This window comes from Pseudovibrio sp. Alg231-02 (genome assembly GCF_900143565.1).
Taxonomy (GTDB): Bacteria; Pseudomonadota; Alphaproteobacteria; order Rhizobiales; family Stappiaceae; genus Pseudovibrio.
The window spans coordinates 1-19,910 of sequence record NZ_FREX01000003.1; the positions used below are offsets into that span (position 1 = coordinate 1).

Below are 19,910 nucleotides of genomic sequence, written 5' to 3' on the forward strand. Positions count from 1 at the left end.
CCACACTAGGCTTCAAATCACGTAAAACAGCCTACGCCACGATCAAGGGTTTTGAGGTGATGCGTGCCCTCAAAAAGGGCCAAGCCAAAGCGTTCCAGATCCAACCTGGGATCAAGGGCGAGGTCCGTCTTATCGAGCGTACATTTGGCTTAGGGGCGGACATGTTCTCGGAGCTCTTTGATCATCACCGTGCCGAAATTGAGGCATGGGCCGCTTGATAAACGGCGCTGAGGTAAATATTTAACTCAAAGCAATATTTGCAACAGGGCCCCTTTGACTTCGCGAAGTTGAACAGGTCATCGTAGAGTTTGCCTGCAATGCCTTGTCCTCGTGCAGCTTTAGAAATCACAATCCGATCGACATAGAGAAAATCATCGTAGGTTACGCAGAACCATTTGAAATTAATCGAAGAATAATCACCGTCCTGGTCGTATGTGATGAGAAGACCAGCTTCCTTGTCAGCAATCCTTACATAGGTTGCTTTCTCGATAAGCTCTGCAAAGCCATCACGTGTCAAAGAGGACAATTCGACAGCATGCTCTTCGTTCAGAGCGTGCGTCCAGGTTAGATCGTCAGCAATAAAGCTTCGAATAGGCAACGCAGCTACTTCCTGTTATTTCTTAAAATTGTAGTTATTATTGAGTCTAGACGGATAGATTGCGTTTTGTTCGCAATGTCTTGAAAACGTGCACCATAAAGATCGTCGCAAAGAGTGGAGTGATCAGGTTCACGATTGGAATTGCGAGAACAAACGCAACGATCAGTCCGGCTGCGAATACGGTTCCGCCTTGCGATTTACGAAAAGCTTTTGCTTCTTGCGGCGACATAAAGCGCATTGCGACAAACTCAAAATATTCCCGGCCCAACAGATAGCCATTCACGAGCAAAAATGCGATTTGGCCGATACCGGGAATGAAGAACAGCATCAGAGCAAAAATGTTGGCGACAATGATAACGCCGACAAAACGGAGAGCCGTTACAATAGACTCGCCAAGCGGCAGCGCTTTGCCTCGCTTTTCATTGGGATAAGAGTCTTCTTCAACAAGTTCGGAAATCTGATCTTGATAGAAGGCTACCACCATCGCTGAAACCGGAGCTAGGATATAGCCGAGACCAATTAATGCGCCGATGCCTGTTACGATACTGACCGTCGTATCCTGCCAATCTTGTGGTAAGTCTATGAAATACCCGACTACGCCTTGAATGGCGATCCAGACGACAAGAAGAAGAAGCAATGTTAGCCCTAAGGCTTTGAAAAAGATGCTTCTGAAATGCGGTTCAAAAACCTGCGAAAATGATTTTATTGCTGCCGATAACATCTCTTGTGCCAAATTTATGAAAACAGATGGCACTTAGATAAGCATTTCCCCGGTCTGCAACAAGAGCTGACGCTTGTAAAGCAGCTTGCCATCCATCAGGATCAACAGGCTGCTTCAGTTCTTTGCGCCGGAACGTTCCCAAGTTTACTGAGCGAGTTCCATCTCATCGATCAGCTGCCACTTCAGGTTCTCGAGACTAGCGGAACACTTCTCAAGATCGACTGGATCAAAACGGAACCAGCAACCACCTCCAACATTCGGAGGCTGATCGAAGGCGCGATCGATTGCATTGTTGGCGAGGTGACATTTGAGCAGCGTTCCCACGCCTCCATGGCCAGAAAATAGAACAGGTTCGCCACTTGGAATTGCGGTGAGCGCCTGTTTAATTGCAGTGACGACACGACTTTGCGCATCCAACGCCCGTTCCCAGCCGCGAACGCTCACTGCGGGGCGACTGAAGAACTCATCAGCGACAAGCTCAAACTCATCTGGCTCAAGAAAACCGGTTGAGCTGCGATCATTTTCGTGAAGGCCAGCCGCTGTGATCAGCTCCCTACCCAGGTGGCTCGCGATAATCTGACCAGTCTCGATTGCCTTTTTTTCGCGACTGGAAATGACGTGATCGATTTCCAAAAGCCATGGCTGGCGCAGGCCTTGTTCTAAACGTTCGCGGCCTTTATCCGACAAATCCCAGTGCGGAACTGGGGTTGCCGGATCGATGTCAACATTTGGGTGGGTCAAATATATACAGTAAGTCATGGCACCTCCCCGGTGCCATCAGGCACCTGTTAAATAACCACTGGCTCTACTCGTCCATGGGTCATTTTTCCTCGATATATTTCTTGATCAAATGATGCGCGATAGAGATGTCAGGGGGACAAATTAATCCCGACTCTGCTTCGCCTTGGAGCATCTTCAGTGTCTCCTCTTTAGAAAACCACTGACAATCCTCCATTTCTTCATAGTCGATATTCAAGTCAGTCGTCAGCGCTTCACCGTGGAACCCGATCATAATATTTGATGGGAATGGCCATGGCTGGCTGGCGACGTATTCCACTTTGCCGACTTTAACGCCTGCTTCTTCAAAAACTTCTCGGCGGACGGCGTCTTCAAAGGTTTCGCCCGGCTCAACAAACCCAGCGAGTGTTGTGTAGACATTTTCCATCAGATGGTAAGGACGCCCCATCAGGCATTTGTCCCCGTGGGTGATCAACATTATCACCGCGGGGTCCGTTCTTGGGAAGTGCTGCGCAGAGCAAGACGGGCAATCCCGTCGATAGCCAGATTCGGCGAGTTCCGTTGGCTGTCCACACTGAGAACACATCTTATGGGAGGAATGCCAGCGGCCTACAGAAGCAGCCTGTGCCATCATTCCAAGCACTTCCTGACTGGCTGCTCGTTTCATCGCTATTCCGCGCAGTCCGTATGCCGCGAATGCTCCGAGTTTTTCCAGTTCCTCATCAAGCGTTTCAGCATCCACTGTGTAACGCACACTAAAGTATGGGCGGTCTCCATCAGTCTCGTCAATGCCAAGAAAGATGGTCGTCCGATCAGTGATATTCAGAGTTTTGAGCATCTCAACGGAATGAATGAAAGGCTCAGTCATAACCTCTTTATTGAAGATGAAAGCGTCGTTTGCCTGAATTAAAAAGCGGGCATCCGGGCTCGTCTTTAGCGAGTTAACCCATTCAGTGTCTTTACGTTTTTCACCACAGCGATTAAGCGAGTTGGCAGAATAACAAAGAGCTGCAGAGGCGTCATACACCTCAGCTGTTTCGGCCAGCATTTCGAATTCCTTAAATTATAAACTTATGTAAAGTGAACCCGAGATAGCACTGAAATGCAATGTTGTGGCGACATTTTCTGAATTCAGATTTGGCAGAACTCTCTGAAGATTCACAGTCTCGTCCACAGTAGCAAGCGGTAAACGCCAATGAACGCTTGCAAAATACAGGTAAAGCGACCATATACACGATCGGGAGGTTGGTGGTGGACGAGCCACTCGCCAACCGGGTCAGATCCGGAAGGAAGCAGCCCTAACGAGTCCATGGCACGGGTCATCGTGCCAGCCTCCCACCTAATTTTCCCCGCGCCCATACTCGACAAGCGGCCGGTCTTCGTCTTGAATGGCCGGGAGTAAGTTTTACCTTGCCTTTGAAGTGGCTGAGGATTTGGGCGATATGGACGGAATAGACCTTCAAGACGAGCACCAGACAACAACAGGCGCGGAAGATAATTCTTCCAGCAGCGATGGTGCATATCGCGTTCTCGCCCGTAAATACCGACCTAGTACCTTCGATGATCTTTATGGTCAGGAACCGATGGTTCAGACTCTGCAGAATGCATTTGAGACTGGACGCATCGCTCAAGCGTGGATGCTAACCGGGGTTCGTGGTGTTGGTAAAACGACCACTGCACGTATTCTGGCACGAGGCCTGAACTACGAGATCGCAGGCGAAATTGATAAGCCTACCATACACTTAGATAAACCCGGCGTTCACTGTCAGGCGATCATGGAAGGTCGTCATGTCGATGTGATCGAGATGGATGCGGCGTCTCATACCGGCATTGACGACATTCGCGAGATTACCGAAGCAGCGCGGTACCGTCCGGCGAGTGCGCGGTACAAAGTGTACATCATCGATGAGGTGCATATGCTCTCCAAGTCGGCGTTCAACGGGTTGTTGAAGACGCTGGAAGAGCCGCCGGAGCATGTGAAATTCATTTTTGCGACTACAGAAATCCGTAAGGTTCCTGTGACTGTCCTCTCTCGTTGTCAGCGGTTTGACCTGCGCCGGATTGAAAGCTCTACGCTCGTTTCTCTGCTGCGCGAGATCTCCGGTAAAGAGGGCATAGAAATTTCTGATGAGGCGCTGGCTCTGATTGCTCGCGCTGGTGAAGGGTCTGCCCGAGACAGTTTATCCCTTTTGGATCAAGCTATTGCGCATGGTGCAGGCCGCATTGAGCCGAATGAAGTGCGCCAGATGCTGGGCCTTGCTGACCGCAGCCGGGTGATAGATTTATTTGAGCACGTGATGCGCGGCGACATTGCCAGCGCTCTTGATGAGCTCAAAGCCCAGTACGATGTGGGCGCCGATCCGGCAGTTGTCCTCTCTGACCTTGCAGACTTTACCCATTTGGTGACTCGCCTTAAAGCAGTGCCGAAGGCGGGTGAAGAGAACTCTGTCACGGAGAGTGAGCGGCAGCGTGGGCGGGACTTTGCTGAAAAGCTATCCATGCGCGTTCTTTCTCGAACATGGCAGATATTACTGAAGGGAATTAACGAAGTACAGAATGCGCCGAAACCGTTGGCTGCGGCTGACATGGTTTTGGTGCGCTTGTGCTACGCCTCTGATCTTCCTGATCCGGAAGAGGCGCTGAAGCTACTAAAGTCTGGCAAGTTCTCTCCTGCTGGTGGCAATGCGCCTGCGGGCAACGCGCCACAGGGCGGCGGTGGACCAAGCGCCAGCGCTGTTCCATCCGGTGGCGGCTCAGCCCCTCAGTTACGCGCTGTGGCTGGCGGCCAGCCGATGACGCAAGCTATTGGCGCTGCACCGCAATCAGCCCCTCAGATGCGACAGGCTGAGGAAGCGAAAGAGAAGATTGCGATCCGCTCATGGGCCGAGGTTGCTCAACTTGCAGCCCGCATGAAGGACATTCCAGTCAAAGTTTCTGTCGAGCGTGCGCTGCGTCTTGTCAACTTCCAGCCGGGACGCATTGAAGTGCAGCCGACTGAGATTGCGACAGCTGATGCGGCTGGAGAGTTGGGCCGAAAACTGACGGAATGGACGGGTCGTCGCTGGATTGTTGCGGTTAGTCGTGACCAAGGCCGACCGACGTTGCATGAGGAAAAAGAAGCTAATCAAAGGCAGTTGGTTTCGGATGCACATTCTGATCCGGAAGTGGTGAAACTTATTTCTGCCTTTCCCGGGGCTAAGGTTGTTGACGTGCGCATTTTGAAGCAGGAGGAAGATCTCCCCCTTGAAGCGGCGTCCGAGTCTGTCGACATAGAAGACATGGACTCTATGGATTTCACCCAAGATTTCTAAGGTTTCTGTGCTATGAAACCTTATGAACCGAATTGATAGAGCGCTGATGCGCGCTCAAGAGACGTTTAAGGAGCGAGTCGATGGACTTTCTTAAAATGATGAAGCAAGCCAAGCAGATGCAGGAAAAGATGGGCGAGCTTCAGGAGACTGTAAACGACCTTTCCGTTGAGGGAACCTCAGGCGCAGGCATGGTCACCGTTACGCTGAATGGTAAAGGTGAAATGACTGGTTTGAAGATTGATCCTTCTCTCATCAATGCGGATGAAGTTGAGATCCTGGAAGATCTTATCCTCGCTGCGCATAACGATGCTAAGGGAAAAGGCGAGGCTTTGGTGCAGGAGCGTACGCAGGACATGATGTCCGGCATGGGTCTGCCAGCTGGCATGAAACTCCCGTTCGGCTCTTAATATCTTCAAGGCTATCTGTTGCCAAATCACCGCGGCCCTGCGCAGATTTGGCGGTAGGCCTGAAACGGATTTATTCCCTCTTGCCCGCCTCTTCAGGCGGGCATAGTTTATCTGGCATTGTCTCGCAAAACTGCTTTGCGGGTGCCTTTTCTTTCTCGCAGAGAGCATAGATTTTAGATGAGTACACGCAGGGTTGCTGGTCCCGAAATTGAACGCCTGATACAGCTGCTGTCCAAGCTGCCCGGCCTCGGCCCGCGCTCGGCCAGACGTGCTGCTTTGCATCTGGTTCAGAAGAAAGATCAATTGCTTATCCCACTGGCTGAAGCCATGGGCGTGGCGGTTGATCAGGTCGGCATCTGCTCTGAATGTGGCACCGTCGACACCAGTGACCCTTGCACCATTTGCTCTGATCCGCGCCGGGATGGAGCAACCATTGTGGTGGTTGAGGACGTCTCTGACCTTTGGGCGCTGGAGCGGGCATCCGCTGTGAGTGCGCATTATCATGTCCTCGGTGGCACCCTGTCTCCGCTGGACGGGATTGGGCCGGATGACCTCAACATTTCCAAGCTGGTTGAGCGGATTGAAGGCGGTGCGGTGAGCGAAGTTATCCTCGCTGTTAATGCGACCGTTGAAGGGCAGACCACTGCGCATTTCATTACGGACCAGCTTGCGCGATTTGAGAATGTGAAAGTGACCCGTCTTGCCCATGGCGTGCCGGTTGGTGGGGAATTGGACTACCTTGACGAGGGCACGCTGGCACAGGCTTTGCGAGCAAGAACAAAGTTTTAGCAGGTTTCTTGCTCGGCACTTATGCGGGTATTTCCGCCGCTTAAGTCGTTTGCGTTGCTATGTGCGTTGATTTGAAAGATTTGCGTATTTATTGCGTTGAACAGGATTTTTGAAAATGGACACGTCTTCCGCCAAACCAACCCAGTTTTTCATCCGTAAAACCCAGCGCAACGATGTGGACGAACTGCTCGCCCTGCTCAACCGGATTATTGAGACCGGGGGGACAACTGGACTCGAGAAGCCATTGAACAAAGGTGAGTTCATTGAGTGGTTTCTTGAAGCCAAAATTCTGGAGAGCAGTGTTTGCGCGATTGACCGTGAGAGCGGTGAGCCACTTGGCTTCCAGACTGCCAGCCATTACGGAGATATCCCCGCTGACTGGGTTGATATCGGCACCTTTGTGAAACCGGGCCTGCACAAGAGCGGCATCGGCAGTGCGCTGTTCAAAGCGACACTTGCCAATCTGGAAGGCAAAGGCCTCGTCGCCATCAACGCCACCATCCGCACCGACAACACCGGCGGCCGCGCCTACTACACCTCCCGCGGCTTCAAAGACTACAAAGTGCTGGAAGCCGTGCCGCTGGCTGATGGGACACCAGTAGACCGGATTTGTAAGCGGTTTGATTTGGGGTGAGTAGGTTGCTTCCGTCGGTCTTCACAAAACAAATTCAGAAGAAACCGTTCAATTTTGTTTGTGTCACTCTGGATCCTGGATCTGCGCTGCGCTTGTCCGGGAAGACGGAGGGGTGTGCTGTTATTGCAGGTTTTCTTTGATAATCCGGGCAAATTTTTGAGCGATTTTTTTGCTTGGGAGCTTCATGTAGTACGCACCTTGTCCCTTTACCGTGACCTCCAACTCGTCGTTATTAAGTCTTCGAAATCTCGCTGATTGCCCTGCTACATTGTTATTGTACTCAGGGAAGTATCCAATAACGATTATGGCTTTATCAGCATTCACTTTTGGTTGCTCTGGCTGATGATAAGCTTCCCAAATGCAACCATTCAGCGATCTATAGTAAGCTGAGTAATTGACCGCGTCATAGAACTCGGGACTTAGCCTTGACCATGCACACGGTGCTATACCGTAATTTCTAAAGATAACAAGTAACTTGCGGGTAAGCTCCTGGTTCGTCAATGATGAGTCGATTTTCACAATCTCAGTATACCCAGGGGCTGGAAGAATAGCTCCAGTCAACAAACATCCCGAAACTGCAAAACAGGCAGCAAAGACACACGCGATTATCGAAGTCTTTTTAATGACTGTTTTCATCTCTTTTCACTTATTGCTATCCGGATGGTCAAAGTTGGTGAATTCAAGCAATCTCTGTTTGGTCATTGCCAAGAGCCTAGCAAGGCGTTGTCACAAGTGAAATTCATGGAAAACTTGGGATGGTTTTGCGAAAGTATTTGAGTGTTTCAAGTGAGTTGCTGGCAATTGCTATCAACAGCACCTCAGGTCTATTCTCGAAAGCGCTTGCAATTGAGGTCTGCAAAATTCAGTATGCGGGCCTATGGTTTCTGAGGTGCGAAAGGCCTCGGGATTAAAAGGGAACACGGTGAAGTGTAGCCAACAGGCGCTAATTCCGTGACTGCCCCCGCAACTGTAAGCGGCGAGCGACGCCAAGCATGCCACTGGAGAGATCCGGGAAGGCTGGCTGAGCACAGACCCGCGAGTCAGGAGACCTGCCATTATGTTTCACTTCAACCCGGGCGGGGCGTCCCGGAGGAGGCCATAATGGTTGCATTGGCGCAAGCCTCTCACATATCCGGTTTCTGTTTGCCCCTGCCGTTGCGCGGAGGGCGTTATGTTACCTGTTTCCTCAAGACTTAAACTTTATCCCGGATCGTTTTGCGAACCGCTGATGGTCGACGCGCGTGTGCGCTTGACTTTTGCCTCAGGATTCGACAATCAATGTAACGTTATAACGTTACATTGATGATGTGTAGTGTTTCACTCAGGTGGGTTGGTACGATGCTTGATCCTGTTTCTCATCATTTAGGCACCTTTGGTTGCCCGATTGAGGCTGAGCTGCGCACGGGTGCTTTGGCATGAGCGCGGCTTTTGTTTCTGTGTGCGATGTTTCGTGGGCGCCTGATCGGAAGAGTTCGTTGGTGTTACAGCCACTGAGTTTTGAGTTGGCTGCGGGGCAAGTGCTTGGCGTGGTTGGCGCGAACGGGGCTGGCAAGTCTACGCTGTTGCGGCTGCTCTATCGGTTCAACAAGCCGATGAGCGGACGGATTTGTGTTGGCGGCGATGACATCTGGTCCCTCTCCGCCAAAGTGACGGCGCAGCGGGTGGCGGCGGTGTTGCAAGAGCAGCCAACGGACTTTGCGCTGAAGGTGCGTGAGATCGTGGGGCTGGGGCGCACGCCTTATCGCAGCGGTCTGGCGGCATATGGCGAACGCGACCGGCAGGTGGTGGACCGTGCTATCCGCGCTTTGCAGCTGGATGGGCTGGCCGGACGGTTGTTTGGCACGCTTTCTGGCGGGGAGCGGCAGCGGGTGATGGTGGCGCGGGCACTGGCGCAGGAGCCAGAGCTGCTCATTTTGGATGAGCCGACCAACCATCTCGACATTCGCCATCAGCTGGAAATTCTGAAGCTCATTGAAGAGCTGGATCTGACAATCATCACCAGTCTGCATGACCTGAACATGGCGGCTGAGGTGTGTGACCAGATCCTGTTGCTGGACCACGGGCAGATGCTTGGCTTTGGGGCGCCGGAGCAAATCCTCTCCCCCGCTTTGGTTTCCAAGGCTTTTCAGGTGCGTACAACGCGCGATCAGCTGGTGGCCGGACAACACTCTCTTCTGACATTCGACCTTCATTCTTAAGGGTACTTTTTCATGAAAAAACTTGGTTTGGCGCTGGCTGTGGCGCTGCTTTCCTCTTCTGCTGCGCTGGCAGACGTTTCCGTCAAGAGCTGTAACCGCACTGTCGAATTTGATGGCGTGCCGCAGCGGGCGATTTCCAACGACTCCAACCTCACCGAAATGATGCTGGCGCTTGAGCTGCAGGACAACATGGTGGGCTACACCGGCGTTTCTGGCTGGAAGACGCTGGATGAAGAGCTGACAGATAAAGTGGCCGTGCTGCCGGAGCTTTCTCCGAAATATCCAAGCAAAGAAGTGCTGATCGGAGCTGATGCGGACTTCTACTTCGCAGGCTGGAACTACGGCATGAGGGTTGGCGGTGAGGTGACGCCGGAGACGCTGGAGCCGTTCGGCATCAAGGTGTACGAGCTGACCGAGAGCTGCATCCATATTGGTGAGAAGCCTAAGGTTTCCATGGATGACATGTACAATGATCTGTTGAACCTTGGCCGCATCTTTGATGTTGAAGAGCGGGCGGAAGCGTTGGTGCAGTCCTACCGCGATGATCTTGCGCAGTTCAAGGCCGGCCTGACCGCTGGCGATACGCCGCTGCGCGTCTTCGTGTTTGACAGTGGTGAGGATTCTCCGTTTACAGCGGGCCGCTATGCCATGCCGACGGCTATGATTGAGGCTGCTGGCGGCACCAACGTGATGGATACTCTGGAAAAGAGCTGGGCGCGGGTGAACTGGGAGGCTGTTGTTGAGGCTAATCCAGAGATGATCGTGATTGTGAATTACGGCGAGGTGACTGCTGAGCAGAAGCGTGAGTTCATGCTCAACAACCCAGCCTTTGCGGATATGGATGCGGTGAAGAACGACCGGTTCGTGACGCTGGAATATGCTGAGGCCACACCGGGGCCGCGCAACATCAAAGCGATCAAGAAACTCGCAGCGGCATTCTGGGGGAACTAAGAATGAGCGAAGGAACCGGCGTTGTTGCTGCCCCCAAAGGGGGCTCCTCTCATCATATGCTGCAGATCATCTGCGTGGGATTGGCTGCGCTGGTTCTTTCTGTCTGCCTTGCGGTCTCCGTTGGGGCGGTTTCCATTTCCATGGAGACTGTATGGGGTGTTCTTGCCAACAAACTGGTGCCGGGGGCGGTTGAGCCGAGCTGGTCGCTGGGGCGGGAGAGTATTCTTTGGGAGATCCGCCTGCCCCGTGCGCTGCTGGCGATTATGGTGGGGGCTGGCCTTTCCATCGTGGGGGCTTGCCTTCAGTCCGTCACCCGCAACCCTTTGGCTGATCCGCATTTGATCGGTATTTCAGCTGGTGGTGCGTTTGGTGCTGTACTGGCGCTGCTGCATACCGGGTTGTTTCTGGGGATGCTCACCGTGCCATTGCTGGCGTTTCTGGGTGCTCTTGGGGCAACGCTGCTGGTGATTGGGGTGGCGAAGTTTACAAGCGCGACCAGTGCAGATCGGCTGGTGCTGACCGGTGTGGCGGTGAGCTTTGTGCTGATGGCAGGCGCGAACATTCTCATCTTTTTGGCAGACCCGCGGGCAACGCACAGTGTGGTTTACTGGATGTTGGGTGGGTTAGGTCTGGCACAGTGGGGACACCTTATCTATCCGTTGGTGGTGCTGGTCCTTTGCGGGGTCTGGCTGTGGCTGCGGGCCGGACACTTCAACGCCATGACCATTGGCGATGAGACAGCGACCACGCTTGGCATTTCCGTTGGCGCATTCCGGCTGGAGACCTTTGTCATTGGGGCACTGATTACCGGTGTTATGGTGGCGTTCTCGGGTATGATCGGGTTTGTGGGGCTTATGGTGCCTCATATTGTGCGGTTGTTTGTGGGTGGTGATTATCGGCGCCTGATCCCGGTCTCAGCATTGTTCGGGGCAATCTTTTTGTTGCTGGCGGATGTGGCTGCACGGACACTGATGAAGCCGGAGGACATGCCGATTGGCATTATCACCGGGCTTGTTGGTGGGGTCTTCTTTATCTGGTTATTGAGAGAAAAGCGGTAGGTCTGCCGTTTTTCAAGCACTCCGGCATCTCGTAGTTGCTGTGATATGAGCTTGTGCTTGCCGTCATCACGACACAGTTTTTTCGCGTTAGACTCATACAAGGCCCATCTGGCAGCATGGCAGAAACACGGATTTTGAAAGGTATTTACCTTTATTCCGGTTGGTTTCGGCTGCTTTTAATTATGGTTTTGTCGCATATTCCTAGGCGTTGATCAGAGGTCTTGTTCGGGAACATGTGTTTGATGCGGAGTACGTGAATGACATCTCGGTTGTATAGCGATTTTGCCGAGCAGTATGATGAGGCCATTCAGGAGAACATCTACAACGCTCTTTTAGAGCGCCCCACCCTGCTTGGCATGCTGCCGCCGCTGCAAGGGCTGAAGGTGCTGGATCTTGGGTGCGGCCCCGGCGTGTATGCGCAGTTTCTCTATGATCACGGTGCCGATGTGACCTGCATTGATGAATCCGAGCAGATGCTGAAGCTGGTGAAAGAGAAGCTGGACGACAACGTCAAGTGCTACACCTCTGACTTGTCTAATGGGTTGCCGGAAAAACTGGAAGGCACGTTTGATATCGTGATCTGTCCGTTGATGATCCATTACGTCGAAGACCTGAACAAGCTTTTCAGAGACATCGGAAACGTGTTGAAGCCGGGTGGTTACTTCGTTTTCTCAACCCATCATCCGCTGGTGGATGCACAGTGCTCTCCAAGCGGTAGTTATCTGCGTCAGGAACATGTGACGGAGGAATGGAACACCATTGGTATGCCGGTGAAGGTGAGTTTTTATCGCCGCCCACTCTCCATGCTGTTTGGGTGGCTCTCAGCTGCCGGAATGTGTGTTGTGGACCTGCGCGAAGGGATGCCAGCTGCCGAGATGAAAGAAAAATCTCCAATCCACTATGAGAAGCTGCAGAAGAACCCGAGCTTCATCTTCTTCAAATGCCAGAGCCACTGCAGCAAGTAGACTGCCCTCCTGACCCGCTTCAGACTCACTGGCTACTTACAGTTTTGTGAGTCTCAAGGTTTCTGCGGTTTATCTCCCGCAGAGTCAGTGCGCTGTGTGAAGTCGGGTAGATTCATGAGTCATTTCAAGGGGATATTGACTCTGCGAAACTCACAGGCGTGTTAGTTGCCTCTGAGTCAATTCTCAGCATCGGTGAATGTGGAATAAATGCTTCTGAAGCGCTCGTAGCGAGCCTTGTTGGCGCCCATATCGTTGTAGCCAACGCGGGATTGAGAGCGGTAGTGCACGACGCCTGCCTCTTCATCGATCCAGAGCTCTACATCGTCGTTGTAACCCATGCTTGAGCTTGTGAAGACGGCGTGGAGGTATGATCCTTCCACCTTGCTGATCTTGTTCTTGCCCATCTCCTGCAAGGTGTTGGTGAGAGCTGCCTGTGTGATCTCAAAGGAGGAGAGCATGGGCAGAGGCTCCACACGGCGGGCTGTGTCTTCTGTTTGAGAAGAGACGGCATTGGGGGAGTTGGGCAGAGCCGCAAACTGACCATCTTGCACGCCAACATAATCCGGTACTCTGGAGTTTTGCCAGATAAGTTTTACAGTGACGCCAACCACAAGCGCAACCAGAAGAATTGCAATAACAGCCATTTTAGAAAGACCTTTGAATATCATCGTTCCCGAATTTCCCACTTGCACAAAGCATAACTCATTCAGAGGTTGCGGGCGAAATGAAATTCTAGTGTTTAGAGTGCGACACAATCTGTTGGCATCTCTTACAGGTTTGCATCTGAGATCAGATGGGCTGCTCTGCAACTCTGAACATGTCATCAGAAACAACAAAGGCGGAGCTGAGGGTTAATCCAAGCGCCGCCTTAGAATGCTCAATCACGACTGACTTGCAAGTGCTCCCAGCCTCAAAGATATGATCTGGTGAGCAAGTGTTTAAATGTTGACTTAGTCAATCACGCCCTGCTCGCGCGCTTCGGCGATGAGCTCAGAGCAATATTTTTCACGAGCGGCAGGATCTTCGATTTTCTGAACAACTTGCTCATGCACCATAGACATCATGACGACACTCATAACAAACCCTTCATCTTCACTCTTGATTTCGTCGAGCAGTGCTTTGCCCCTTGCATCAGGAATAATGAGTCCGCAGCTTTTTTCTGCTCCAATGAAGCTCGCGATGGTGGCGTGCTTGATCATTGCATCTTTAATAGGGCCAGCAAAGGCAGACTGTGTAGAAGCACTAAGCAGAAGTGCAGCTGCGAGGCATTTGAGAGTGGTTTTCATAATATTTAGTTCCAGATGAATTTGGATATATCGCCACTACACATCAACATGTGCAGCATTTTAATAAATATGAGATTCAAAACACTCTGTCGACGTAAACTCATCGCGAACTAATTGATAAATTTTGCTTTTTGCCATTTGTAATTCATGAGTAAAATCAAATAGACACATTAAATGTGACTACAAAACACTCATAAATTGCTTAGAATTTCTAATGCAATCTAAATTTCAGCGCTAACTAGCAAGCAAACTGCTACTTCCTAGTTGGCTGTAACACCTCGCGTTTTGCAAGATGAACGCATAATTAAGGCTATAGCCCCTCAAAACGGCTATATTGGTGCCATAAAACTTGACGATTTTGCAATTTCGCTCTTAATTGCCCTTTTAATAGCAAAATTGCTGCTTAAATCTCTCAGGTCGGGAGAAAAGCAACAAAAGGAAGCCTTTGCAGATGAATTCAGAACGCTCTACGCAGACAACTGAGCGCCAAGACGTTTCGCCACTTTTGAAACTGGCCCTTGAGCTCGGTCCATTGGGCGTTTTCTTCATCGCCAACTCCAGAGGCGCACAGCTTGCCGAGATGTTTCCTGCATTGGGTGCTCTTGGTCAGCCGATCTTTATTGCAACAGCTGCCTTTATGGTGGCAATCACCATCTCCCTCACCGTGTCCTACATCCTCACCCGTCATCTGCCCGTGATGCCGGTGGTGTCTGGTGGTGTGGTGCTCGTGTTTGGCGCACTGACGCTGTATTTGCAGGATGATCTGTTCATCAAACTCAAACCAACCATCGTGAACACCCTATTCGGTTCCATTCTGCTGGGTGGGCTGTTCTTCGGTAAGTCTCTGCTGGGCTATGTGTTTGACAGCGCGTTCAAGCTGGATGCGGAAGGCTGGCGCAAGCTGACTATGCGCTGGGGTCTGTTCTTCTTTGTGTTGGCGCTGATCAATGAGTTTGTCTGGCGCAACTTCTCAACGGACTTCTGGGTGGACTTCAAGGTCTTTGGTTTCATGCCAATCACCATGGTCTTCACCATGATGCAGCTTCCGTTGATCCAGAAACACAGCTTAGAGAGCGAAGAGAAGAGCTAAAACTCTCTCACTTCCCCAAGTACAGACAAAATTAAAGCGCGGTTTGAGCCGCGCTTTTGTGTTTTTGTAGCAATGAATGCCGCTGGATTAGCGCGGTGCACGCTTTGCCAGGATCCGCTGGAGTGTTCTGCGGTGCATGTTCAGGCGACGGGCTGTCTCTGAAACGTTGCGGTCACACAGTTCGTAAACGCGCTGGATATGCTCCCAACGAACCCGGTCAGCAGACATTGGATTGTCTGGTGGTGGGGCTTTATCGTTTGGACGGCGGGTCAGCGCTGCCAGAATATCATCAGCATCAGCTGGCTTTGCGAGATAGTCGATGGCACCAAGCTTTACTGCTGTTACAGCAGTTGCGATGTTGCCATAGCCGGTCAGGATGATTGCGCGCGCGTCCGGCTTTTTCATGCGGATGGCTTCAACCACGTCCAGACCGCTGCCATCTTCGAGGCGCATGTCTACGACAGCATAATCAGGTGCCTGTGCTGCAACTTTACTCAGCGCTTCTCTTACGCCGTCAGCGGTTTCCGTGTGAAACCCTCGTTTCTGCATCGCACGTTCCAAGCGCTGCTGGAAAGCACGATCGTCATCAACGATTAGAAGGCGTCCAAGAGGTGCAACTTCTGGTTCTGTCATTTTGCAGGTCCGATTAATCTACGGTATTCACAGGACACTTTAGTATATTTTTCAGTTAAGGGAAGTTCCCATGGGCTTTTATAGCCAGATTTCGCTAAAGTATTTTTACTAGGATACCTAGAGATTTACTCTCAGGATTCTGGAGTTTGCGCTCCTTGATCCATAGTTTCACGTAGCCAGCGTATATGAACCAAAGCTCCGTGGTCAGGATCTTTTCGATTATGAAAATTCACTCTTCCACCAGAGCGCTCCAGCAATGTTTTGGCAATGAAGAAGCCAAGACCCAAGCCACCGCCTGACTGGCGTTCTGCTTCGTCGTCAAATTCTTCTTCACCATCCTCTGAAATTGCAGGTGCAGAGCGTTTGGAAACATAGGGTTCGCCCATTCTGGCAAGCACGTCCGGCGCAAAGCCTGGGCCGTCATCCAGAATGAAGATTTCGACGTGCTTATCATCCCACTTTGCTTCGAAAAGAACGGTGGTTTCTGCGAAGTCTACCGCGTTTTCGAGCAGGTTGCCGAGGCCATAGCTGATGGCAGCATCACGGACGCCGACGGGTTCTGGTCCAACACCTTCGGCCTTGATATTGATTTCAATGCCGAGGCCTCGGTGCGGCTCAGATACATCTGCCAGCAACAGCGAAATCGGCATGCGCTGGAACACCTGATCAGCATCACTGGACAGGCTTGTGAGCTTCTTCAGAATCTCACGACAACGCGCGGCCTGAGAATAAACCAGCTCAGCATCTTCACGCAGTGGGTCGCCCTTCTCAAACTCAGTGGAGAGTTCTTTGGCCGTCAGATAGATGGTGCCCAGCGGTGTGCCGAGTTCGTGCGCGGCAGCTGTTGCAAGGCCGTCCAGCGCGGACAGGTGCTTCTGGTGCGCCAGAACCATGTCACTGGCTGCCAATGCATTGGAGAGCTGGCGAGCTTCTTCTGCAACCCGCAAAGAGTATGTTGCCATGAAGAACATAGAGCACATGAGCGAGAACCAGACGCCGACAAGGTAGAGCGGCGGCAGATCAATCTGCGTGCCATCATACCATGGCAGCGGCATATGGAATGCGGTGAGCAGCGTGACAACTGCACCGGCCAGCGCGCCGAGAATGATGGTGTTGCGGGAAGAGAGCGCGGTTGCAGAGACGACAACAGGTGCAAGAATGAGGAAACAGAACGGGTTGCCCAGACCACCTGTGAGGTAGAACAGGCCACCGAGCTGAATGATATCGTAGGCCAGCTGAGCTGCTGCTGCATTTTTGGAAATGCGCGTGCTTGATGGCCAGCGAATTTTGAGAATGACATTGAGCCATGCGGATGCGGCCACCAAAACGTAGCTGTAACCGATGGGCAGCGGGAAGTTGAGCAGATAGTGCACCACAAGCAAAGAGACAGTTTGTCCTGCCACTGCCAACCAACGCAGGCGCACAAGCGTATCCAGCTTGATCTGCGGGTCTAACAGTCGCGACTGCCCTTCCGGTGTGCTCATCATTTAATCTTGCTCCAATATGTCACAGATGCCCTTCATAAATCACAGGTGATCCACTTGCCAATGGGTTATGTGGCAGAACTATCTTGTTTTGCCGCTGAAATGTTAGCATAGCCTTGTATCCGCCTCTGGGGCATGCTAGCCACCATCTAGTTGCGCAGGTACGGCAAACAAACACTTAAGAGTGACAGTGTGTTGTACCAGTGATTGTTATTGCGACACGGGAAAAACGATATGAGTGAAGCTAATACTGCTGGTGAACAGGGTGAAGCAGCTGCACCAGGCATGAACATCCTGGCTCAGTACATTAAAGACCTTTCTTTTGAAAACCCAAATTCTCCGAAGTCTCTTCAGCCAGGTGAACAGCCAAAGCTGGACATCAACGTAAACGTTGGTGCGAACCCAATTGGCGAAGACCAGTTCGAAGTTATTATTACTCTGAACGCAAAAGCGAACACTCCTGAGCAGGTTCTGTTTGCTGTTGAACTCGTTTACGGTGGCGTATTCCAGATCACCGGTGTTCCTCAGGAGCATATGCACCCGTTCATCCTGATCGAGTGCCCACGCATGCTGTTCCCGTTTGCTCGCAACATCCTTGCAGACACCACACGCAATGGCGGCTTCCCACCACTGCTGCTCGATCCAATCGACTTTGCAGCTCTGTACCGTCAGAACCTCGCTCAGGCTGCTGCTGCTCAGCAGGCACCTGCTGCAGGCGAAAACGGCGAAGCGAAGCCAAACTAAGAATTTTAAGTTTCCGGCATTCCGTCGGTACTTTGACAAAGCCACGTTGGATTCCAGCGTGGCTTTTGTTTTGCCTGCAATTCGATATTTCGATCTAGGAAGATATTTATGTTCGCCGCCTAGGATCTCCGCGATAAACGGAGAGAGGCCTCAAGAGACTTAAGATGCGGCATCCAAACTTACGAAGTATCGCTGGTGCTCTGGGCATTGTTGCCCTCATGATGACACCTGTTGGTTCCCTTGCTCAGGACGAGCCGGAAATTGCCGGCCCGGAAGACTGGCACGCCTACAGCTTTTCAGCTGAGCAGATCACCGGAGACATTATTCTGGCTCCCGGGACGATCGAGATGGGCAAATCTGGAATTCTGACAATCACGGGCGTTGAAGGGTATACCCCCAACCTCTTCTCCTTCACTGGTGCAACGTCTCTCGACCTGCCAGAGGGCAAAGTTTTCTGCGAGAAAGACGTCGATAAAGGTTTCATGATCATCGACCGGTCGCAGCCAGATTTTCTCGTGATTGATGTCTTCGGAGGTGATGTGCCGCCTGAAGCTGGCAAGAGCGTTGATCAGCAAGCCGGTTTCTGCGGCTCGTTTACCTACAACAAGTCGTAGGGCAACCTACGCCCTGACTGTTTCAATCAAGGTAGTTCCAAATGAAAATCAAGATTACTTCTGTCTTTCTGGGCTTGTCTCTCGCTTCCATTCCGCTTGCTTATGCTGGTGAGGCTCCTGATAAAAAATGGGGCGCCTCCAGCACCACTGCGACCAGTATTACCGGTGATATCGTCGTGGGGATGACCTCCATCACGATGGCAACAGGAAGTGTGTTGCATATTAAGCCCGTAACCAGCGAAGTTCCCAATCTCTACCGCTTTACGGGCGCTGATATGCTCATGCTGATCCGTAACAATAATCTCTGTTTACCAGACACGACAGATGGCTATCTCGTTCTCAGCTACCCAAGCAAGAACATGCTGGCAATCGATGTTTTTGACGGTGATATGCCGCCTATGACGGTAGAAGGCATGGAAAGCCAATCCAACTTCTGCGCTTCTTACAGCTATGAGATGCCTGGCTAAGAAACTTCGCATTGTACCCAAGTAAGCATTGTGCAAAATACGGAGCATTCTGTCGGTTGCACGAGCCAGATATTCAAACCAAAGGTGCTAACTTCTATCGGAAATACTGTAAGAGGTATCATGTCGCGCGAGATTTTCTCCTGACTGACCTCTTTGGCGGTGATGTGCCGCCTGAAGCTTGCAAGCCTTGGGACCAGCTCCGCGCAATAGGGCTTCGTTAAAGTTTGGACCCTTAATTCAACTGGTCTTCAATTGCTCTTGGGAAAAGTTAGTCTGTCCTGGAGTTTGTGGCACTCACGTGCTGCGCTCTAATATTTGATTTGAGTAGACCGATGCGGTTTGATTGAATCCGGTCGCATGGGTCATACTTTCTCTCTTCTCTTGAGGCGGCGGTTTTTCTGCGATGTCTGAAAACGCATACGCGCAAGAAGTTTGTTACAATTTGCGCGGTGGGAACCGGGCATTGCTGATGGATGCGTTTGCCACTGTTCGCAAAGAAGGTTTCCTCTTTCCCCCTCCATGGCGTGTCGCTATCACAACGCAGGGATATGGCCGCAGGGCGGTTCTGGAGGATCCTGAGGACCTTTATCAGGACATGCTGGTAGAGCTTGTGCACGAGGCCAATATCAATACTGGTCAGCCGTCTTTATGGGCGCAGATCTTCAACTGGTCAGACCTAAAGCCGGGAATGGCGGTTTTTGAATCAGGTTCTGGCCTTGGTTATTTCACTGCCATCATTGCTCATGTGGTTGGCGCTGAAGGCGTTGTCTACTTCGATGAGCCGCATGACAAACTGCATGATCCGTGTCGTGAGAATCTGGCGTCCATTGCGAACGTTCATGCAGATTACAAAGGTGCGCCGTTAGATCGGGTCTACCTTTGCTATGGCACAACAACGATCCCGGCCCAGCTTTATCTCAATACCAAGCTGCGGGGGCAAATCGTGTTTCCCTTTACCAATGACTGGGGGCATGGCTTCTTCATCAGCTTGAAGAAGAAAAAGAAGACGTGCGAGCTGAAGGTCAGCTCCCCGTGTGCTTTTGTTGTCAGCCACACATACAAGAACAGTCCGTTTACAGACGATTTTGGCGAGCTCTATGACATGACGGTGGACATCAGCTTGGTTGAGCAAGCGCTGAATGATGACGTGCTGGACGTAGCGAAAATGATCCATCTGGCGCTCGAAGCCAGGTCGAACTCTTAGAGCACATCGCGCTCCAAA

General features: G+C 51.7%; 22 protein-coding genes, 1 other RNA gene, 1 pseudogene and 1 riboswitch. Of the genes and pseudogenes, 15 read left to right on the forward strand and 9 right to left on the reverse strand.

Translation table 11 applies throughout. The annotated features are described in order from the left end of the window. A pseudogene (locus tag DHN43_RS09530) lies at window positions 1-218 on the forward strand (IS6 family transposase); the annotation flags it as partial. On the opposite strand, the gene DHN43_RS09535 reads toward DHN43_RS09530, so the two are convergent. From DHN43_RS09535 to nudC, 4 genes are all read right to left on the reverse strand, one after another. Beyond that, complete coding sequence (locus tag DHN43_RS09535) at window positions 185-598, reverse strand: GNAT family N-acetyltransferase (protein ID WP_108818467.1); 414 nt, start codon at window positions 596-598, stop codon at window positions 185-187. The pseudogene DHN43_RS09530 and the gene DHN43_RS09535 overlap by 34 nt on opposite strands. 46 nt (window positions 599-644) lie before the next feature. Then, window positions 645-1,352 (reverse strand): sulfate transporter family protein, encoded by a 708-nt coding sequence (locus tag DHN43_RS09540; RefSeq protein WP_373456187.1) that lies wholly within the window; start codon window positions 1,350-1,352, stop codon window positions 645-647. A gap of 111 nt (window positions 1,353-1,463) precedes the next feature. Beyond that, window positions 1,464-2,078, reverse strand: coding sequence for a histidine phosphatase family protein (locus DHN43_RS09545; protein WP_108818469.1), 615 nt, complete (start codon window positions 2,076-2,078; stop codon window positions 1,464-1,466). Between the two features lie 61 nt (window positions 2,079-2,139). After that, the gene (nudC, locus tag DHN43_RS09550; RefSeq protein ID WP_108818470.1) at window positions 2,140-3,105 is read right to left on the reverse strand and encodes an NAD(+) diphosphatase; all 966 of its coding nucleotides are present in this window, start codon (window positions 3,103-3,105) and stop codon (window positions 2,140-2,142) included. Window positions 3,106-3,297: 192 nt separating this feature from the next. Here nudC and ffs point away from each other — a divergent pair. The 5 genes from ffs (at window position 3,298) to DHN43_RS09575 (ending at window position 7,198) form a co-directional block, all read left to right on the forward strand. Further along, an RNA gene (gene ffs, locus DHN43_RS09555) (signal recognition particle sRNA small type) lies at window positions 3,298-3,396 on the forward strand. Window positions 3,397-3,499: 103 nt separating this feature from the next. Beyond that, window positions 3,500-5,368, forward strand: a complete 1,869-nt coding sequence (locus DHN43_RS09560; RefSeq protein WP_208995264.1) for a DNA polymerase III subunit gamma/tau — start codon at window positions 3,500-3,502, stop codon at window positions 5,366-5,368. Between the two features lie 80 nt (window positions 5,369-5,448). Then, complete coding sequence (locus tag DHN43_RS09565) at window positions 5,449-5,775, forward strand: YbaB/EbfC family nucleoid-associated protein (RefSeq protein WP_057463002.1); 327 nt, start codon at window positions 5,449-5,451, stop codon at window positions 5,773-5,775. Between the two features lie 177 nt (window positions 5,776-5,952). Beyond that, complete coding sequence (recR, locus tag DHN43_RS09570; RefSeq protein ID WP_063302662.1) at window positions 5,953-6,564, forward strand: recombination mediator RecR; 612 nt, start codon at window positions 5,953-5,955, stop codon at window positions 6,562-6,564. A gap of 115 nt (window positions 6,565-6,679) precedes the next feature. Further along, window positions 6,680-7,198, forward strand: coding sequence for a GNAT family N-acetyltransferase (locus tag DHN43_RS09575; protein WP_108818472.1), 519 nt, complete (start codon window positions 6,680-6,682; stop codon window positions 7,196-7,198). Window positions 7,199-7,318: 120 nt separating this feature from the next. Here the strand turns inward: DHN43_RS09575 and DHN43_RS09580 are convergent, their stop codons facing one another. Beyond that, window positions 7,319-7,834, reverse strand: a complete 516-nt coding sequence (locus tag DHN43_RS09580) for a hypothetical protein (RefSeq protein WP_108818473.1) — start codon at window positions 7,832-7,834, stop codon at window positions 7,319-7,321. A 225-nt stretch (window positions 7,835-8,059) separates the two neighbouring features. Continuing rightward, window positions 8,060-8,269: riboswitch (cobalamin riboswitch) on the forward strand. A gap of 344 nt (window positions 8,270-8,613) precedes the next feature. Here DHN43_RS09580 and DHN43_RS09585 point away from each other — a divergent pair. The 4 genes from DHN43_RS09585 (at window position 8,614) to DHN43_RS09600 (ending at window position 12,370) form a co-directional block, all read left to right on the forward strand. Then, entirely contained in the window at window positions 8,614-9,396 is a 783-nt protein-coding gene (locus DHN43_RS09585; RefSeq protein WP_108818474.1) for an ABC transporter ATP-binding protein, read from the forward strand. A gap of 12 nt (window positions 9,397-9,408) precedes the next feature. Further along, window positions 9,409-10,347: an ABC transporter substrate-binding protein gene (locus DHN43_RS09590; RefSeq protein ID WP_108818475.1), complete on the forward strand. Its 939-nt coding sequence runs from the start codon at window positions 9,409-9,411 to the stop codon at window positions 10,345-10,347. A 56-nt stretch (window positions 10,348-10,403) separates the two neighbouring features. Next, window positions 10,404-11,405, forward strand: a complete 1,002-nt coding sequence (locus DHN43_RS09595) for a FecCD family ABC transporter permease (protein ID WP_208995273.1) — start codon at window positions 10,404-10,406, stop codon at window positions 11,403-11,405. Window positions 11,406-11,662: 257 nt separating this feature from the next. Continuing rightward, a complete protein-coding gene (locus DHN43_RS09600; RefSeq protein WP_057463012.1) occupies window positions 11,663-12,370 on the forward strand; it encodes a class I SAM-dependent DNA methyltransferase in 708 nt (235 codons plus the stop codon). A 176-nt stretch (window positions 12,371-12,546) separates the two neighbouring features. Here DHN43_RS09600 and DHN43_RS09605 read toward each other — a convergent pair whose 3' ends face one another. Continuing rightward, window positions 12,547-13,014: a DUF1499 domain-containing protein gene (locus DHN43_RS09605; RefSeq protein ID WP_108818734.1), complete on the reverse strand. Its 468-nt coding sequence runs from the start codon at window positions 13,012-13,014 to the stop codon at window positions 12,547-12,549. 306 nt (window positions 13,015-13,320) lie between these two features. After that, window positions 13,321-13,656, reverse strand: coding sequence for a hypothetical protein (locus DHN43_RS09610; RefSeq protein ID WP_063294261.1), 336 nt, complete (start codon window positions 13,654-13,656; stop codon window positions 13,321-13,323). A gap of 451 nt (window positions 13,657-14,107) precedes the next feature. Here DHN43_RS09610 and DHN43_RS09615 point away from each other — a divergent pair, with 451 nt between their 5' ends. Further along, on the forward strand, window positions 14,108-14,746 hold the full coding sequence (locus DHN43_RS09615; RefSeq protein ID WP_108818477.1) for a septation protein A: 639 nt from the start codon (window positions 14,108-14,110) through the stop codon (window positions 14,744-14,746). Between the two features lie 87 nt (window positions 14,747-14,833). Here DHN43_RS09615 and DHN43_RS09620 read toward each other — a convergent pair whose 3' ends face one another. Further along, window positions 14,834-15,379, reverse strand: a complete 546-nt coding sequence (locus tag DHN43_RS09620) for an ActR/PrrA/RegA family redox response regulator transcription factor (protein ID WP_057463014.1) — start codon at window positions 15,377-15,379, stop codon at window positions 14,834-14,836. A 131-nt stretch (window positions 15,380-15,510) separates the two neighbouring features. Further along, on the reverse strand, window positions 15,511-16,866 hold the full coding sequence (locus tag DHN43_RS09625; protein ID WP_108818478.1) for an ActS/PrrB/RegB family redox-sensitive histidine kinase: 1,356 nt from the start codon (window positions 16,864-16,866) through the stop codon (window positions 15,511-15,513). Window positions 16,867-17,097: 231 nt separating this feature from the next. On the opposite strand from DHN43_RS09625, the gene secB reads away from it, so the two are divergent. The 4 genes from secB to DHN43_RS09645 all read left to right on the forward strand — a co-directional run bounded on the left by secB (window position 17,098) and on the right by DHN43_RS09645 (window position 19,892). Continuing rightward, the gene (gene secB / locus DHN43_RS09630; RefSeq protein ID WP_063294263.1) at window positions 17,098-17,607 is read left to right on the forward strand and encodes a protein-export chaperone SecB; all 510 of its coding nucleotides are present in this window, start codon (window positions 17,098-17,100) and stop codon (window positions 17,605-17,607) included. A gap of 164 nt (window positions 17,608-17,771) precedes the next feature. Further along, on the forward strand, window positions 17,772-18,221 hold the full coding sequence (locus DHN43_RS09635; protein WP_063294264.1) for a hypothetical protein: 450 nt from the start codon (window positions 17,772-17,774) through the stop codon (window positions 18,219-18,221). A 41-nt stretch (window positions 18,222-18,262) separates the two neighbouring features. Then, the gene (locus DHN43_RS09640; RefSeq protein ID WP_108818479.1) at window positions 18,263-18,688 is read left to right on the forward strand and encodes a hypothetical protein; all 426 of its coding nucleotides are present in this window, start codon (window positions 18,263-18,265) and stop codon (window positions 18,686-18,688) included. Window positions 18,689-19,091: 403 nt separating this feature from the next. Beyond that, the gene (locus DHN43_RS09645) at window positions 19,092-19,892 is read left to right on the forward strand and encodes a protein-L-isoaspartate O-methyltransferase (RefSeq protein WP_108818480.1); all 801 of its coding nucleotides are present in this window, start codon (window positions 19,092-19,094) and stop codon (window positions 19,890-19,892) included. The last annotated feature ends 18 nt before the right edge of the window (window positions 19,893-19,910 follow it).